Source organism: Stenotrophomonas sp. TWI1149 (genome assembly GCF_039673155.1).
GTDB classification, from domain to species: Bacteria; Pseudomonadota; Gammaproteobacteria; order Xanthomonadales; family Xanthomonadaceae; genus Stenotrophomonas; species Stenotrophomonas maltophilia_AA.
On sequence record NZ_JBDJLB010000017.1, the window covers coordinates 29,176 to 46,054 of the forward strand.

Here is a 16,879-nt window from a genome sequence, read left to right on the forward strand (position 1 = left end):
TCTTCAGCGATGGCCGTCAGGCGGCCGCTTGACCGGGCAACAGCCCGTGCACCACATCCACGATGTCCTGCACGGTACGCACCTGCTTGAACGCTTCCGGCTGCAGATTGCGGCCGAGCAGCGGCTTGAGCTGCACGATCAGGTCGACCGCGTCGATGCTGTCGATGTCCAGGTCGTCGTACAGGCGCGCGGCGGGCGTGATGCAGCTCGGCTCGATCTCAAAGCTGTCCTTGAGGATCTTGACGATGCGCTCGAAAAGTTCGGTCTTGGTCATGGGTAAATCCTGACGCGCCGTTAGGACGGCTGGCGTGCGGCGACAAACTCGCTCAGGGCACGCACGCTGGAGAAATGGCGACGGGTCTCTTCCGAATCGGCTGACAGGCTGACACCGTACTTTTTCTGCAGGGCCAATCCAAGTTCCAGCGCGTCGATCGAATCCAGGCCCAACCCCTCCACGAACAGGGGGGCGGCGGAATCGATGTCTTCGGGAGTGATGTCTTCCAGTGAAAGCGATGAAATGATCAATTCCTTGATCTCGTGCTCAAGTGCCTGCACGGGTCGGGTCTCCAGCGAAGTCGAAGTAATGGGCAAGATGATCGGTCACACGCCTGGCCGCCAAGGCATCCCCCCTGGGCGCATCGCCGGTCTCGTTCAGAAACGGGGCAATCGGGAGATCTTCCCCGACTTCCAGCTGAACGTGAAATCGCCGTGATGGCACACGATACCATTTCTGGCCCTTGGTCAGGGTCGGCGGGGTGCAGGTGATCCGCACCGGGGTGATGTCCAGCCGGCCCCGCACGGCGATGTTGGCCGCCCCGCGCTGCAGCTTCGGCGGCTGGCCCGGCACCGTGCGGGTGCCCTCGGGGAAGATCACCAGGGTGCCGCCGGCCCGGACCGCGGCGATGCAGTCGTCGACCAGCCCGGCACCGTCGTCATTGGAGACATAGCCCGCTGCCCGGACCGGGCCGCGCATGAACGGGTTGCGCGCCACCGCCTGCTTGACCACGCAGTCGGCATTGGGGAGCTGGGCGATCAACAGCACCACGTCGATCAGGGTCGGGTGGTTGGCCAGGATCAGCAGACCGTTGCGCTGGAGGCGCTCGCCCCCGCGGATGTCATACGTCATCAGCCCGAGCCGGTGCATCAGGCCGACATGGGTGGCGAACCCGGCCTGCACCAGCCGCCGGGCCAGCACGCGCCGGCGCACCGGATCGCGGATCAGCAGCAGCGACAGGAACAGCAGGCCGCCCAGCACCAGCCCGCCGATCCCGAAGGCGGCAAAGCTCAGGCCCGTGCCCAGCACCCGCCAGGCACGGTTGATCCGGGCCGGCCAACGCTCAGCCATGGCGCTGCCAGGTCCAATGCTGGCCGTCGGCATCCAGCCCCAGCGCAGGCCCGCCGTCGAGCAGGAAGCGCAGGGCTTCCAGGCCGTGCGGCAGCCCCTGGGAGGGACGGTCCTCGCCGCCGGCGCCCCAGCCCAGCGACAGCCGGGTGCCCGGGCCGTCGGCCGGTCCCAGCCGCCAGCACCAGGCGAAGAACGGGTCGGGCTCGTCGGCGAAGCCGGCGTAGATCGGTGGCAAGGGGGATTCATAGACCACCAGCCGCACCTCGGGCGCGCCATCGGCGAGCAGCCCGAAGGCCTCGACGCAGGCGGTCTCGACCGTGGCGCGGCCGGCCGCGAGGGCCAGATAGTTGCCCCGATGCCCGCGGGCGATCGAATACAGCGCGGCGATCGCGTTGTGGACCGACAGCCCGAAGCCGGTCGGCGACATCGGCTGGTCCGCGCTCAAGGTATTGAGCAGTTCCATCGAGCGGGCCACATCGCCATGGCGCGAGGCGAACACCAGCGGCACCTGGCCACCGTCGTCGGGCTGCTCGCACCAGCACGCGGTCTGGATCGCCATGCGCCCCAGCCGTTCGATCCGGCGCCGCTGCATGGCCGGCACTTCGGACAACGCCGGGGTATCGTCGCCGGCCGGCAGCCAGGGGGCCTTCGCCCACGCCTGCCACTCCGCCCGGGTCGTGATGCCCGGCGCCCACGCCGCCCAATCGATTACAGAAAACTCAATCATTCCCGCCAACATGATGGATGGGTACCAAGAGAAGGCACGAGCCATGGTGGCAACGCAGAACGGCCCCCCATGCCAGCCATTCCACGCCTGTCGTCGACATCGCCTGGCACCGGTGGCGGTGCCGAGAAAGGAGCGCACGCTATCATGACACTCTCGGCACTGGCAGCATTCACATTCTGAAATGAGCAACACGATCGACAACGCAACGGCCCCGGCAGTCGCCCCCCTTTCCTCCGGACCTGCGTTGTTCCATGTCGCCTACGTCCCGGCGGCGCAGCGTGACGCGGCCCTGGCCGACCCGCGCACCCTGGCGGTGTTCGGCTTCGGCCTGCACCCCGCTCCGCTGGCGGACCCGCGCTGGCTGCAGGTGCCGCTGGCCGAGCAGGGCCCGGCGCAGGTCGAGGTGTGGCGTGGTGGCACGCCCGTCGAGCACGGTGTCACCGACGGCGTGCGCTGGTCGCACAACGGCCAGCTGCTGTTCGGGGTGCTGGACATCGACGAGATCGACAGCGACATCGAGACCGCCGCGGCCGAGGCCTACGCGCGGATGAGCGCGTTCCTGTCGCGCTGCGGGTATCCGCATCTGTTGCGGACCTGGAACTATCTGGATGCGGTGACCGAGGGCGAGGGTGATCAGGAGCGCTACCGGCGTTTCTGCGTGGGCCGCGTGCGGGGCCTGCGGGAACTGGATGAAGCCGCGCTGCCGGCGGCGACGTGCATTGGCCGTTTCGATGGCGAGCGCCGCCTGCAGGTGTACTGGTTGTCGGCGCGCGAGCCGGGCCAGCCGTTGGAGAATCCGCGCCAGGTGAGCGCGTTCCGCTATCCACGCCAGTACGGGCCGCAGTCACCGAGTTTTTCGCGGGCGCTGCTGCCGCCGTTGGCCACGGGCCTGCCGTTGCTGCAGTCGGGGACGGCGGCGATCGTGGGGCATGTGTCGCAGCACACGGGGGCGGTGGATGAGCAGTTGCGGGAGACGCTGACGAATCTGCAGAGTCTGGTGGATACGGCGCGCGGTCAGCGGCCGTCGCTGTCACCGGTGTTGGGCTCGACGTCGGTGCTGAAGGTGTATGTGCGTCGTGCGGAGGATATGGCGGCGGTGGCGGCGCAGATGGCGGCACTGCCGACGGCGCCGCCGTTCGTGGTGTTGCACGCCGAGGTGTGTCGTGCGGAGCTGCTGGTGGAGATCGAGGGGCTGCACGGCTGAGTTCCCGGCGGCTGTCCTCCCCTTCGCCGGCTGCAGGCCCTGTAGTGCCGACCGCTGGTCGGCTGCTCTTTTTCTCGGCTGCTCTTTTCGCCGTTAACCACTCTTTAAGCAGCTGCAAGCCTTCAGAAGCCTAAAGCTTTGGTTTGCCGGTCGTGCCTGGCCTGGGTCGGCGTGGGTGGGGTGTCGGGACCCGCTGCAAGTCCCGCTCCGCGGCCCGGCCCAGCCGCTGACGGCTGTGCGTTCAGTCGCATGCGAGGCAGTGCCTCGCGAGCAATGCGCCTTCACCCATGTAAGCTCATTGCCATCCATGGCAACACATGGTCCCGCCACCCCACCCACACCGCCCCTCCGACAGTTGGCTGGTGCGCATGGGTAACATCAACAGCAGACCGCGCCCGATCGGTTGCCTGACACTTCTTCTTGATGAATATGGCGATCTCTCGCTGTGGCTCTGGCTCTGGTAGAGCCGACCGCTGGTCGGCTGCTCTTGCACCAGCTTTTGCTGTTGCCATTTCCCACCGGCAACGCGACGTGTCCAGGGAGAGGGTGGCTACCCCCTGACGGGACCGTCGGGCGCCATGGATGGCGCCCGTCGAGCCCCCATGGATGGGTTTACGGCGCGTCCCGGCAGGGGGTGGCCGCCCTCGCCCCATCAGGACAACGACCAGCCGACGCCTCAGTGATACCCCACATCCGCCCGTACCTTGCCGCGGAATACCCGGTATGACCACGCCGTGTAGCCCAGGATCACCGGCAGCAGGATCACCAGCCCGACCAGGCTGAAACTCAACGACGATGCCGGCGCGGCCGCCTGCCACAAGGTCATGCTCGGCGGCAGCAGGTAGGGCCACATGCCCAGCACCAGGCCGATGAAGCCGAGCACGAACAGGGCCAGCGTCAACAGGAACGGCGGCAGGTCGCGCTTGGGGTGCATCGCGCTGCGCCACAGTGCGGTGGCCACCGCCAGGGTCAGCAACGGCACGGGAGAGAGCCACCAGAAATTGCCATCGCTGAACCAGCGCGCCATCAGGCGCGAATCCAGGAACGGCAGCCAGGCGCTGACCAGCCCCATGAACACGATCACCGCCACCACCAGCGGGCGGGTCAAGGTGCGGGCGAAGGTCTGCTCGCGGCCTTCGGTCTTGAGGATCAGCCACGTGCTGCCCAGCAGCGCGTAACCGAACACCACCGCCGCGCCGGTCAGCATCGAGAACGGGCTGAACCAGCTGAACGCGCCGCCAACGTAACGGCCGTCCACCACCTGCAGGCCCTGCACCAGCGCGCCCAGGATCACGCCCTGCGCGAAGGCGGCCAGCAGCGACCCCAGGCCGAACGCCACGCTCCACAGTTTGCGCGAGCGGTGCGCCTTGAAGCGGAATTCGAACGCCACGCCGCGGAATACCAGCGCCACCACCAGCAGCAGGACCGGCAGGTACAGCGCCGACAGCAGCGCCGCGTAGGCCTTCGGGAAGGCCGCCATCAGGCCGGCCCCGCCCAGCACCAGCCAGGTTTCGTTGCCGTCCCAGATCGGGGCGGCGGTGTTCATCATGATGTCGAGCTGTTCCTCATCCTCGGCCATCGGCGCGAGGATGCCGATGCCGAGGACGAAGCCATCCAGCACCACGTACATCAGCACCCCAAAACCGATCACCGCGAACCATGCCACGGGCAGCCAGGTCGTCATTTCCATCTCAGCGCTCCTCCAGCGGTTCATCGGCACCGGACAGCGGCCGCGCCGGGGTGTGGCTGCCGGCATCCAGTTTCGGTGCCTGATCGTGCGGCTTGGGACCGGTACGGATGATCTTCACCAGGTACCAGACGCCCCAACCGAACACGAACGCATAGCCGACGATGTACACGCCCAGCGACAACGCAGTCATCCACGCGCTCTGCGGACCCACCGCATCGGCGGTACGCAGCACGCCGTAGACCACCCACGGCTGCCGGCCCATCTCGGTCACGAACCACCCCGAGATCAGCGCGATGAAACCACTGGGCAGCATCCAGTTCCAGCCGCGGATCAACCAGCGCGACTGCAGCAGTTTGCCGCGCCACCACTGGAACGCGGAGACCCAGGCCAGCAGCAGCATCAGCGTGCCCAGCCCGACCATCACCCGGAACGCGAAGAACACCGGTACCACCGGGGGCCGATCACTGGCGGGCACCGAGGTCAGCGGCTCGAAGCTGCCGTCCAGCGAATGGGTCAGGATCAGGCTGCCCAGGCGCGGGATCGCGATTTCGTAGTCATTGCGTTCGGCCTTTTCATTGGGCACCGCGAACACCACCAGGGGGACGCCCTTGCCCTCGCCTTCGGAGTGCCAGTGCGCTTCCATCGCCGCGATCTTCATCGGCTGGTGCTTGAGCGTGTTCAGCCCGTGCATGTCGCCGACGAAGATCTGCACGGGGACCGTCAACGCGGCGAAACCCACCGCCGCCAGCAGCATCTTGCGCCCGGCCTCGCGGTGCACGTCCTTGCGCAGGTACCACGCGCCCACGCCGCCGATCACGAAGCACGTGGTGATGAACGAGCCCAGCGCCATGTGCGCCAGGCGGTACGGGAAGGACGGGTTGAACACCACCTGCCACCAGTTCTGCGGGTGCACGATGCCGTCGATGATTTCGTAACCGGCCGGCGTCTGCAGCCAGCTGTTGGAGGACAGGATCCAGAACGTGGACACCAGCGTGCCCAGCGCGACCATGCAGGTGGAGAAGAAATGTAGCCGCGGCGAGACCTTGCCCCAGCCGAACATCATCACGCCCAGGAAGCTGGCCTCCAGGAAGAACGCGGTGAGCACTTCATAGGTCAGCAGCGGCCCGATCACCGTCCCGGCGACCTCGCTCAGCCGTGGCCAGTTGGTGCCGAACTGGAAGGCCATGACGATGCCGCTGACCACGCCCATGCCGAAGGACACGGCGAAAATCTTCTGCCAGAAGAAATACAGCTCGCGCCAGACCGGATTGCCGGTACGCAGCCAGCGCGATTCGACAAAGGCCAGCCAGCTGGCGGTACCGATCGTGAAGGCCGGGAACAGCACATGGAAACTGATGACGAACCCGAACTGGATCCGCGACAACAACAACGCGTCCACGTGACGCCTCCGGGTGGTTTCTGGAAATCCGCACCAGTCTGGGCCGGTATCCGTGAAAGGCACATGCGACCCGGTGACGCGCTGCTTCACTTTGTCGCAGGTGGGTCGGGCGCTGGGCTCCCATACCCTTTCCGGCGAATGTCCCCCGGCGTCGGCCTGCGGCCGCCCCCTCCTCCTTTATTTCGCCTCCAAGGGTATGGGGGCCCAGCGCCCGACCCACCGACCACCGTTTTGCCTTCCGCAGGAGCGCACGCCCATGACCTGTGGCCCCTTCCTGCGGTCCTTGCGGCTGCTACGCTTGCCGGGTTTTCTACTACGGTGCCGCCCGCAATGCCCAGAACGCTGCCTTTGTCCCTGCTGCTGCTCGCCGCTCTCGGCGGCGCTGCCCATGCGGCGCCGACGCCGATCACCATCGAGCAGGCGATGGCCGACCCGGACTGGATCGGTCCGCCGGTCGAGAGCGCGTGGTGGTCCTGGAACAGCCAGCAGGTCGAGTACCAGCTCAAGCGCACCGGCAGCCCGGTGCGCGACACCTTCCGCCAGCCGGTGGCCGGTGGCGTGGCCGCCCAGGTCGGCGATGACCAGCGCGGCACCCTCGACGTGGACAGCCCGGTCTACGACAGCGCGCGCCAGCGCTCGGCCTTCGTGCGCAATGGTGATGTGTTCGTGCGCGACCTGCGCAGCGGCGCGCTGACCCAGCTGACCCGCAGCACGGAGAAGTCCGACGTGGTCAATTTCGCCCGCGACGGCGGCGTGATCTGGCGCACCGGCCAGGGGTGGTTCCACTGGACCGCCGCCGCCGGCGTGCAGCAGGTGGCCAGCCTGAAGGCCGAGAAGAACCCGGACGACGCCCCCAAGGCCGACACCCTGCGCGAGCAGCAGCTGCGCACCCTGGCCACGCTGCGCAACGATCGCGCCCAGCGCGAGGCGCTCAAGGCACAGGAAGCCAGCTGGCGCCGTGCCGACGGCACCCGCGCGCCGGGCCCGGTGTATCTGGGCGCCGACGTGGAGATCGTCGACAGCGTGCTCTCGCCCGATGCGCGCACCCTGATCGTGGTGACCAAGCCGAAGAGCTTCGATGAAGGCCGCGGCGGCAAAATGCCCAAATACGTGACCGAATCCGGTTACGAAGAGTTCGAAGACACCCGCACCCGCGTCGGCCGCAACGATCCGGAACCGAACGCGCTGTGGCTGGTCGATGCCGTCGCCGGCACGGTCAAGCCGCTGTCGCTGGACGGCCTGCCGGGCATCGCCACCGACCCGCTGGCCGCGCTGCGCAAGGCGGCCGGCAAGGATGCCCTGAAGGGCAACCGCCCGGTGGAAGTGCTCGGTGGCCCCGGTGCGCCCGGCATCCGCTGGAGCCCCGATGGCCAGCAGGCCGCGATCATGCTGCGTGCCAACGACAACAAGGACCGCTGGATCGCCACCGTGACCCCGACCAGCGGCAAGCTGGAGACGCGTCATCGCCTGACCGACAGCGCCTGGATCAACTGGAGCTTCAACGATTTCGGCTGGTCCAACGACAACCGCACGCTGTGGCTGCTGTCCGAAGAATCCGGCTATTCGCACCTGTACACCCAGCAGGGCACGGCGAAGCCGCAGGCGCTGACCGGCGGCAAGTGGGAAACCTCGATGCCGGTCCCCAGCGCAGACGGCCGCGGGTTCTACGTCCTGTGCAACCAGCAGTCGCCGGGCGACTACGAAGTGTGCGCGGTGGACAGCGCCAGCAGGCAGGTGCGTGAGCTGACCTCGCTCAATGGCGTGGAAGACTTCTCGCTCTCCCCGGACGGCCAGCAGTTGCTGGTGCGTTACTCCGGCGCCTACCTGCCGACCCAGCTGGCCGTGGTGCCCACCGCGGGTGGCCAGGCCAAGGTGCTGACCGATACCCGTAGCGCCGAATTCAAGGCGCGCGAGTGGATCCAGCCCAAGCTGGTGCAGGTGCCGTCCAAGCACGGTGCCGGCGTGGTCTGGGCCAAGTACTACGGCCCGGAGACCTTCGCGCCGGGCAAGCAGTACCCGATCGCCATGTTCGTACACGGCGCCGGCTACCTGCAGAACGTGCACCAGCGTTACCCCGCCTACTTCCGCGAGCAGATGTTCCACAACCTGCTGGTGCAGAAGGGCTACATCGTGCTGGACATGGATTACCGCGGCAGCGAAGGCTATGGCCGCGACTGGCGCACGGCGATCTACCGCAACATGGGCCATCCGGAACTGGAAGACTACAAGGACGGCCTGGACTGGCTGGTCCAGACCAAGCAGGGCGACCGCGACCACGCCGGCATCTACGGCGGCTCCTACGGCGGCTTCATGACCTTCATGGCGCTGTTCCGCTCGCCGGGCACGTTCAAGGCCGGTGCCGCGCTGCGTCCGGTGGTCGACTGGCACCAGTACAACCACGGCTACACCGCCAACATCCTCAACACCCCGGACATCGACCCGGAGGCGTACCGCACGTCGTCACCGATCGAATATGCCGAAGGCCTGCAGGATCACCTGCTGATCGCGCACGGGATGATGGACGACAACGTGTTCTTCCAGGACTCGGTCAACCTCACCCAGAAACTGATCGAGCTGCACAAGGACAACTGGACGATCGCGCCGTACCCGCTGGAGCGCCACGGCTACGTGCGTGCCGATTCCTGGCTGGACCAGTACAAGCGCATCCTCAAGCTGTTCGAAGAGACCCTGAAGTAATCCAGCGATGACGTCGGTGCCCCCTGACGTGCAGCACGCCGCGGCGACGATCGATATCGTCGCCGCGGTCGTTTTCGATGCCGGCGGCCGCGTGCTGGTGGTGCGCAAACAGGGCTCGGAGACCTTCATCCAGCCCGGCGGCAAGTACGAGCCCGGCGAGGCGCCCCTGGTAGCCCTGGCGCGCGAGCTGCAGGAGGAACTCGGTGTCACCCTGGTGGCGGGAAGCGCCGTGGCGTTGGGCCGCTTCGAGACGTGGGCGGTGCATGAAGCCGGGCATCGTGTGCGCGCCGATGCGTATCTGGTGACGGTGACCGGTTTGCCCCGGGCGCAGGCGGAAATCGCCGAACTGGCCTGGGTGCCGCTGCGCCCGCCGCATGGCGTGCGCTTGGCACCACTGAGCGCAGACCATATCCTGCCCGCGGCCGCGAACGCGGTGGCTGCGACCTAGACGTCGTGGCCTGCCCAACCAGGACACCGGATGTCAGCGTCGTTTCCCCCGCAATTGCCTTCGTTCACGCCACGCCCCAGCGGGGATGGCGCACCTGCGTTCCTCGCGCCCCTGCTCAAGTCCGTGCTGCTGGTCTGCCTGGCCTCGGCCGCGCTGTGGGCGGTGCTGGCGCTGATCTCCATTCCGTTGTCCGGTGCCGACACCCTGCAGGCGTTGCTGGCCGGCGAGGACCTGCACTGGCTGCCCGGCACGCTGCAGTGGCTGCTGGCGCATCCGGTCCTGGCCAACATGGTGCTGTGCGTGTCGAGCCTGGCCGGCGCCGTGTCGTGCTGGGGCATGCTGCGCCGCTGGCGCGGGGCGTGGGCGTCGTTCGTCGTGCTGCTCGCCGTGACCGCCGTACTCAACGGGGTGGTCGTGTGGGCCGTCGACGATGCGTTCCGGCATGTGCTGGCGCAGCTGCCGGCGCAGACCTATTCGCTGGAAATCCTGCAGCTTCGCAGAGACCTGCGGGTGCTGCGTGTGATCTGGACGGGATTGACCGGACTGACCGCTGTCGCGTTCGCGGTGCTCCATGTCTGGCTGATCGTGCGCCTGTGCGCGCCGGATGTGCGTGCGCTGTTCCGCCGCTGAGATTCCCCCGCAGCGCCCGCGTGCGCTGCACCACCCCCGCAAGGATGATGCTGTGACTGTTTCGATTCCCCTCCTGCGCCGCCACGGCTGGCGCGCGACGCTGTTCACCCTGCTCACGGCGGTCAGCCTGCCCGCGGCCGCCCAGGCCATGGTCTGCGGCACCTTCCTGGCCGAGGACACCGGCACCACGCTGACGCTGGAGAGCGCCAACCAGGGCTATCGGCAGATTCCCGGGCAGGCGCCCGAACCGTACCTGCTCAGCCGCCTTGGCAACGAGTTGAAGCTGGCCGACCTGGACAACGGCGGCGTCGGCGCGCTGACCGTGGAGGACGGCGGCCGCCGGCTCAGCGACCGCTTCAACGCGTACCGGTTGCAGAAGGCCGCCCCCTGTCGCCCCGCCACGGTGTTCCCCGCTGCGTCCTGCCGGGCCGAGATCGGCACCTGCCTGGACGACATGCTGTTCGCCAACAATGACCGCCTCCGCCAGTGGTGCCGCGAGGATGTCCCGGCCGCCTGCAAGCGCCTGCTGTCCAACTTCCAGTCCGAGGCGCACGAGGCCAGGACGCTGGCGGCCACGCAGGATGACAGCCCGGATATGGCCGAGCCGGAGGTCTGCAAGCCCGACGCCGCCCAGTACGACCAGGCCGCCTGCCTGGAGGCCGCACGTGACGCCATGGGCCAGGCCTTTGCCAAGGCCCTGGTCGGCGGGCTCGCGGCCGCGGCTGCCTCGCCGCTGCCGGCCGCGCAGCTCGATGAGATCACCACGATCTGCCAGGCACAGACCGGCGGCACGTTCTGCGCCAAGGCCGCGGAAGCCCTGTGGGAGGCCGGCCGCCTGGTCCCCGCCCGCGATGCCCTGCAGCGGGCCTGCAGCCGCGGCAAGGACCCGCGCGCCTGTGAGCGGGCGGCGCCGCTGGCCAAGCTGGATGCCAACGCACTGACGCCACTGGCGGCCACCGCACTGCCCTGCGGCAGCTACGTGGCCAGCCAGGGCCTGATGGACCATCTGCCGTTCGGCGATGGCGGCATGATCGACAGCGGCTTCGGCGGCAAGCTGCGCGCGCGCCTGGTCGACGGCGACATCCGCGTGCGCCACGACCAGGGCGACGACTTCGTGTTCAAGCGCCTGGCCAACGGCAACCTGATCGGCATGGACAGCTGGAACCGCTTCAGCTACTACGAGCGCACCGGCGAGGCGCAGCAGTGCAGTGCGCCGGTGGTCTTCGTCGAAACCCCGCTGCCGCAGGACTGCCCGACGCTGGGCCGTGAGGGCGGCGCCCAGGCCTGCTGCGCGGCCGGCAAGCTGCAGGGCTGCAATGCCGCCGGCCACCAGCTGGCCCTGCGCGACCGCTGGGCCGAGGCGGCGCCGTTCTATCTGAAGCTGTGCACGGCCGGTGTGCGCGAAGGCTGCGAGAACCTGGCCAGCGTCTACGAACACACCGGTGACGAACAGCTGCCCGAGCAGATGGCCGCCGTCTGCGCAAAGGATGGCAAAGGCACGCACGTCGCCTGCGATGTGCACGCGACCCGCAACTGGGGGCTGATGCAGGTCAGCGCCGGGCTGGAGCAGATCGCCGAGCGCATGGCGGTCGAAGCGGATGCGGATGCTGATGCGGACGTCGATGGTGAGGACACGCCGCCCAAAACGCCCGCCCCGACGAAAAACAGCAAGAGCACCAACCGAAAAGGCGGCCGTTGAGCTCACCCGGGCACACGCAGGCCGTGCACCGGCCTGCGGTAAAGTAGCGCCCATGAACGACTTCGACCGCGTCCGCGCGTATCTGACCGACCTGCAGGACCGCATCTGTGCGGCGATCGAAACCGCCGACGGCCAGGCGCGCTTTGCCGAAGATGTCTGGCAACGCGCGGAGGGCGGCGGTGGCCGCACCCGCATCCTGCGCGATGGCGCGGTGTTCGAGCAGGCCGGGATCGGGTTCTCCGATGTGGCCGGCACGCGCCTGCCGCCATCGGCCTCGGCCAACCGCCCCGAGCTGGCCGGTGCCTCATGGCGCGCCACCGGCGTATCGCTGGTGTTCCATCCGGCCAATCCGTACCTGCCGACCACGCATGCCAACGTGCGCTACTTCCGCGCCGAGCGCGATGGCGTGGCGGTCGCGTCGTGGTTCGGCGGCGGCTTCGATCTGACCCCGTTCTATCCGATCGACGAGGACGTGCGGCATTGGCACCAGGTCGCGCACGATCTGTGCGCGCCGTTCGGCGAGGAGCGCTATGCCGCGCACAAGCGCTGGTGCGATGAGTATTTCTTCCTGCGCCATCGCAACGAGACGCGCGGCGTGGGCGGCCTGTTCTTCGACGACCTGCACGGCGATTTCGAGCGCGATTTCGCCTACCTGCGCGCGGTCGGCGATGGCTTCCTGGAGGCCTATCTGCCGCTGGTCGAGCGTCGCAAGGACACCCCGTATGGCGAGCGAGAGCGCGAGTTCCAGCTGTACCGTCGCGGCCGCTACGTCGAATTCAATCTGGTCTACGACCGCGGCACGCTGTTCGGGCTGCAGAGCGGCGGGCGCAGCGAGAGCATCCTGATGAGCCTGCCGCCACGCGTGCGCTGGGAGTATGGCTTCCAGCCGGAGGCCGGCAGCGATGAGGCGCGGCTGGCGGATTACCTGGTGCCGCGCGACTGGGTGTAGCAGTAACGGGGACGGAGGTAGTTAAGCGCACGCGCTTAACTACCTCCGTCCCTGTTATTTTTTATTTCTTTGGCACGATCGTGATGTGCCCGTTGATCTCCAGCACCGCCAGGGCGACGTCGTCGATCGACAGGCAGCCCTGCTGGCGCATCGCGGCGTCCAGATCGGCCGGGGTGACCAGTTCGCGCTTGAGCACCGAATCGAGCACCTTGCCGTCGCGGGCGATCAGGATCGGCTCGCCTTCGACCAAGGTCTCCACACGACGGCTGCGCGTGCTCAGCCAGCCCACGCCGTAGTTGATCGAGATCAGGGTCGCCGCCAGCAGCAGGCCGCCGCCCAGGGAGGTGTCTTCGCCGAGCAGCGCGTTCTGCACCGCGTTGCCGAGCAGCACGATCAGCAGCACGTCGAAGGGCGTGATCTGGCCCAGCGCGCGTTTACCGGACAGCCGGACCATGCCCAGCACCACCGCGTACACCACCACCGCGCGCAGGATGAATTCCCACCACGGCATGGCCAATGCAAACAGGTCGCTCATTGCCTCTCCCCGGACTGGTCCGGGCAGCATGGGCCGGCACCCGGCGCGAGGCAATGGCCGGCGTCGCGGGCGGCCATGTTCCGACGCCACAAATAAAAAGCCCCGCCAACCAGGGGGAGGTTAGCGGGGCCGGGGAACGGGCGCTTGGGGAGGAGCCCCCGTTCCGAGATCTGCTCCAGGGGATGGGAGAGATCCACAACAGGCATTGCGCCTGTCGAGGTCTATAAAAGCACCCCGAACATTGATAGTTCGTGAAGGGGCCCAATTAATCCGGGCCTCTCCCTATAAACATTCATCCAACAGTCAGATTATCGCGGGGCACTGAACCAATTCAGCCTTTTGACTGTGATTCAGGCCTCAATGCGCCTCGTCCCAGTTGTCGCCCACGCCCGCATCCACCACCAGCGGAACACGCAGTTCGGCGGCGGAGGACATCAATTCAACGACTTTCAAACGCAAGGTGTCGAGGAAACTGCTTTCGGTTTCAAAGACCAGTTCATCGTGCACCTGCAGAATCATCTTGGCCTGGTCGCCGTGGTCCTGCAGCCAGCTGTCCACGTTCACCATGGCGCGCTTGATGATGTCCGCGGCGGTGCCCTGCATCGGGGCATTGATCGCGGCCCGTTCAGCACCGGCCCGCAGGCCCTGGTTGCGGGCGTTGATGTCGTTCAGGTACAGGCGGCGGCCGAACAGCGTCTCGACATAGCCCTGCTCGCGGGCCTGCTGGCGCATGCGCTCCATGAAATCGCGCACGCCCGGGTAGCGGCTGAAGTACAGGGCCACGTAGTCCTGGGCCTGGCCGCGGTCGATGCCCAGGTTGCGGGCCAGCCCGAACGCGCTCATGCCGTACATCAGGCCGAAGTTGATCGCCTTGGCGGCCCGGCGCTCGTTGGAGGTCACCTCGTCCAGGGGCCGGCTGAAGACTTCCGCCGCGGTCGCCCGGTGCACGTCCACGCCCTGCTCGAAGGCCCGCACCAGGCCCGGGTCCTCGGAGAGGTGGGCCATGATCCGCAGTTCGATCTGCGAGTAATCGCAGGCCAGGATCTTGCGCCCCGGCGGGGCCACGAAAGCGCGGCGGATGCGGCGGCCGTCCTCGGTGCGGATCGGGATGTTCTGCAGGTTCGGATCGGAGGACGACAACCGGCCGGTGGCGGCACCGGACTGGTGGTAGCTGGTGTGTACCCGCCCGGTGTCCTGGTTGATCATCTCCGGCAGCTTGTCGGTGTAGGTGCTGCGCAGCTTGGCCAGCCCGCGGTACTCCAGGATCACGCGGGGCAGTTCGTGCTGCTCGGCGATCGCCTCCAGCGCCTCTTCATTGGTGCTGGGCTGGCCCTTGGGGGTCTTCACCAGCGCCGGCAGCTGGAGCTCGTCGAACAGCACGGCCTGCAGCTGCTTGGGCGAATCCAGGTTGAACGTGCGCCCGGCCAGCTCGGTGGCCTTCTGCTGGGCGGCCAGCATGCGCGAGCCCAGGTCCTGGCTCTGCCGGCGCAACTCGGCCATGTCGATATGCACGCCATTGGCTTCGATCCGCGCCAGCACCGGCACCAGCGGCATCTCGATGTCGCGGTAGACGCCATCCAGCGACGGCGTGGCCTGCAGCTGGGGCTGCAGCGCGTGGTGCAGGCGCAGGGTCACGTCGGCATCTTCGGCGGCATAGCGGCAGGCTTCGTCCAGGCCGACCTGCGAGAACGAGATCTGCTTGGCCCCCTTGCCGGCGACCTCCTCGAACTTGATCGTGGTGTAGCCCAGGTAGCGCATCGCCAGCGAGTCCATGTCATGGCGCGTGGCGGTGGAATTGAGCACGAAGCTCTCCAGCATGGTGTCGTCGTGATACCCCTGCAGGTTCACGCCGTGGCGGCGCAGCACGTGCAGGTCGTACTTGCCGTGCTGGCCTAGTTTCTTCTTGGTGGGGTCTTCCAGGGCAGGACGCAGCGCCTCGAGCACCTGCTCGCGCGGCAGCTGCGCCGGCGCGCCGGGGTAATCGTGGCCGACCGGGATGTAGGCGGCCCGGCCCGGTTCGACCGCCAGGCTGATGCCGACCAGGTTGGCGCGCATGGCGTCCAGCGCGTCGGTCTCGGTATCGAACGAGATCAGCTCGGCATCGGCCAAGCGCTGCACCCAGGCCTCCAGCTGCCCGGTGGTCAGCACCATCTCGTACTCGCCCGGGGCGGAGAGTGCGGGATCGACCGGCACCACCGCGTCATCCGGCGTGGCACGGGCGTAGCCGGCCGCGGTGCCGCGCAGGCTGACCGGGGCATCGCTGGCAGCGGCCGGGGCCGGCACGGGGCCGCCCAGCTCCTTGAGGGCCTGGGTGAAGCCGTAGCGCAGGTACAGCTCGCTCAGCGACGGCACGTCCGGCTCGCGCAGCGGCAGCGTCTGCGCCGTCACTTCCAGCGGCACATCGGTACGGATCGTGACCAGCTCGCGGTTGAGCGGCAGGCGCTCCAGCGCCGCGCGCAGGTTTTCGCCGATCTTGCCCTTCATGGTCGGCGCCGCCGCCATCACCCCATCCAGGTGCTGGTACTCGGCCAGCCACTTGGCGGCGGTCTTGGGCCCGCACTTCTCCACGCCGGGCACGTTGTCGACCGCGTCGCCCATCAGCGCCAGCAGGTCGACGATCTGGTCGGCGCGCACGCCGAACTTCTCCATCACGGCCGCGTCCGAATCCATGCGGCTGCCGGTCATGGTGTTGACCAGCTCGATGCCCGGGCGGACCAGCTGGGCGAAGTCCTTGTCGCCGGTGGAGATGGTCACCTGCAGGCCCTCGCGGTGGCCCTGCAGGGCCAGCGTGCCGATCACATCATCGGCTTCCACGCCGGGGATGCGCAGGATGCTCAGGCCCAGCGCCTCGACGATGCGGCACATCGGCTCGATCTGCGGGCGCAGGTCGTCGGGCATCGGCGGGCGGTTGGCCTTGTAGTCGGCATACAGGTCGTCGCGGAAGGTCTTGCCGGGCGCATCGACCACGAAGGCGACGTACTCGGGGCGCTCCTTCAGGGTGGCGCGCAGCATGTTGACCACACCGAACAAGGCACCGGTGGGTTCACCGTGTGCGTTGGTCAGCGGCGGAAGCGCGTGGAACGCGCGATACAGGTAACTGGACCCGTCAATCAGGACTAATCGGCTCATATGACGATTCTACGCGCCCGGCCCTGACCGTCGTCGGCACCGGGCTCACGATCCATCGGGCATAATCAGGCCTTCTTCGCCCAAGGACTCCCGGCCCATGAAGATTCTGTTGCTCGCAGGCCTGCTCGCGCTGGCCGGCTGTGCCACCGGTGGTGGCGGCAGGCCCCCGGTCGATGTCTCGGGTGCCGACGTGCTCAAGACCGTCCAGGACAATGGCGACACCATCGAGGAATACCGGGTCGGTGGCCAGCTGCGGATGGTCAAGGTGACTCCGTCGCGCGGCGCGCCGTTCTACATGTACGACCAGAACGGCGATGGCCGCATGGACAGCGACAAGGACGGCGTCTCGCCGGTCTACTGGAAGCTCTACAGCTGGTGAACCCCGCTGGTGTCCGCCCCGCCGCCCCGCGCCCGCACGCGGCGGCCG

The 16,879-nt window shown here is 67.8% G+C and carries 15 protein-coding genes; 7 read left to right on the top strand and 8 right to left on the bottom strand.

Annotated features, from left to right (window positions below):
- Positions 1–16 precede the first annotated feature (16 nt).
- The 4 genes from ABE424_RS17510 to ABE424_RS17525 are packed head-to-tail and all read right to left on the bottom strand — an operon-like array spanning position 17 to position 2,072.
- Positions 17–274, bottom strand: a complete 258-nt coding sequence (locus ABE424_RS17510; protein ID WP_346492803.1) for an acyl carrier protein — start codon at positions 272–274, stop codon at positions 17–19.
- 20 nt (positions 275–294) lie between these two features.
- Complete coding sequence (locus ABE424_RS17515) at positions 295–555, bottom strand: phosphopantetheine-binding protein (protein ID WP_019185497.1); 261 nt, start codon at positions 553–555, stop codon at positions 295–297.
- Positions 542–1,345 (bottom strand): lysophospholipid acyltransferase family protein, encoded by an 804-nt coding sequence (locus ABE424_RS17520; RefSeq protein WP_346492802.1) that lies wholly within the window; start codon positions 1,343–1,345, stop codon positions 542–544. Before ABE424_RS17520 ends, ABE424_RS17515 begins: the two co-directional genes overlap by 14 nt.
- The gene (locus ABE424_RS17525; protein WP_346479180.1) at positions 1,338–2,072 is read right to left on the bottom strand and encodes a beta-ketoacyl synthase chain length factor; all 735 of its coding nucleotides are present in this window, start codon (positions 2,070–2,072) and stop codon (positions 1,338–1,340) included. The genes ABE424_RS17520 and ABE424_RS17525 overlap by 8 nt, the downstream gene beginning before the upstream one ends.
- 181 nt (positions 2,073–2,253) lie before the next feature.
- Between ABE424_RS17525 and ABE424_RS17530 the strand changes: the two genes are divergently transcribed.
- Positions 2,254–3,276, top strand: coding sequence for a pteridine-dependent deoxygenase (locus ABE424_RS17530; RefSeq protein ID WP_346492801.1), 1,023 nt, complete (start codon positions 2,254–2,256; stop codon positions 3,274–3,276).
- 676 nt (positions 3,277–3,952) lie between these two features.
- Here ABE424_RS17530 and cydB read toward each other — a convergent pair.
- Entirely contained in the window at positions 3,953–4,966 is a 1,014-nt protein-coding gene (gene cydB / locus ABE424_RS17535) for a cytochrome d ubiquinol oxidase subunit II (RefSeq protein ID WP_176987818.1), read from the bottom strand.
- Position 4,967: 1 nt separating this feature from the next.
- Positions 4,968–6,365 (bottom strand): cytochrome ubiquinol oxidase subunit I, encoded by a 1,398-nt coding sequence (locus tag ABE424_RS17540; RefSeq protein ID WP_346492800.1) that lies wholly within the window; start codon positions 6,363–6,365, stop codon positions 4,968–4,970.
- Between the two features lie 330 nt (positions 6,366–6,695).
- Between ABE424_RS17540 and ABE424_RS17545 the strand changes: the two genes are divergently transcribed.
- Genes ABE424_RS17545 through hemF form a run of 5 tightly spaced genes read left to right on the top strand, consistent with a single transcriptional unit; the run spans position 6,696 to position 12,788 of the window.
- Positions 6,696–9,062 carry a S9 family peptidase gene (locus ABE424_RS17545; protein ID WP_346492924.1) on the top strand — a complete coding sequence of 789 codons (2,367 nt, stop codon included), beginning with the start codon at positions 6,696–6,698 and terminating at the stop codon, positions 9,060–9,062.
- A gap of 28 nt (positions 9,063–9,090) precedes the next feature.
- On the top strand, positions 9,091–9,510 hold the full coding sequence (locus ABE424_RS17550; RefSeq protein WP_346492925.1) for an NUDIX domain-containing protein: 420 nt from the start codon (positions 9,091–9,093) through the stop codon (positions 9,508–9,510).
- A gap of 30 nt (positions 9,511–9,540) precedes the next feature.
- Positions 9,541–10,140, top strand: coding sequence for a hypothetical protein (locus ABE424_RS17555; protein WP_346492923.1), 600 nt, complete (start codon positions 9,541–9,543; stop codon positions 10,138–10,140).
- A 52-nt stretch (positions 10,141–10,192) separates the two neighbouring features.
- The gene (locus ABE424_RS17560; protein WP_346492922.1) at positions 10,193–11,839 is read left to right on the top strand and encodes a hypothetical protein; all 1,647 of its coding nucleotides are present in this window, start codon (positions 10,193–10,195) and stop codon (positions 11,837–11,839) included.
- Between the two features lie 52 nt (positions 11,840–11,891).
- Positions 11,892–12,788 (top strand): oxygen-dependent coproporphyrinogen oxidase, encoded by an 897-nt coding sequence (gene hemF / locus ABE424_RS17565; RefSeq protein WP_179459709.1) that lies wholly within the window; start codon positions 11,892–11,894, stop codon positions 12,786–12,788.
- Positions 12,789–12,849: 61 nt separating this feature from the next.
- Here the strand turns inward: hemF and ABE424_RS17570 are convergent, their stop codons facing one another.
- Positions 12,850–13,323 carry a YetF domain-containing protein gene (locus ABE424_RS17570; RefSeq protein WP_176987812.1) on the bottom strand — a complete coding sequence of 158 codons (474 nt, stop codon included), beginning with the start codon at positions 13,321–13,323 and terminating at the stop codon, positions 12,850–12,852.
- 357 nt (positions 13,324–13,680) lie between these two features.
- Complete coding sequence (polA, locus tag ABE424_RS17575) at positions 13,681–16,452, bottom strand: DNA polymerase I (protein ID WP_346492921.1); 2,772 nt, start codon at positions 16,450–16,452, stop codon at positions 13,681–13,683.
- 97 nt (positions 16,453–16,549) lie between these two features.
- Between polA and ABE424_RS17580 the strand changes: the two genes are divergently transcribed.
- On the top strand, positions 16,550–16,831 hold the full coding sequence (locus tag ABE424_RS17580) for a DUF2782 domain-containing protein (RefSeq protein WP_176987810.1): 282 nt from the start codon (positions 16,550–16,552) through the stop codon (positions 16,829–16,831).
- Positions 16,832–16,879 lie beyond the last annotated feature (48 nt).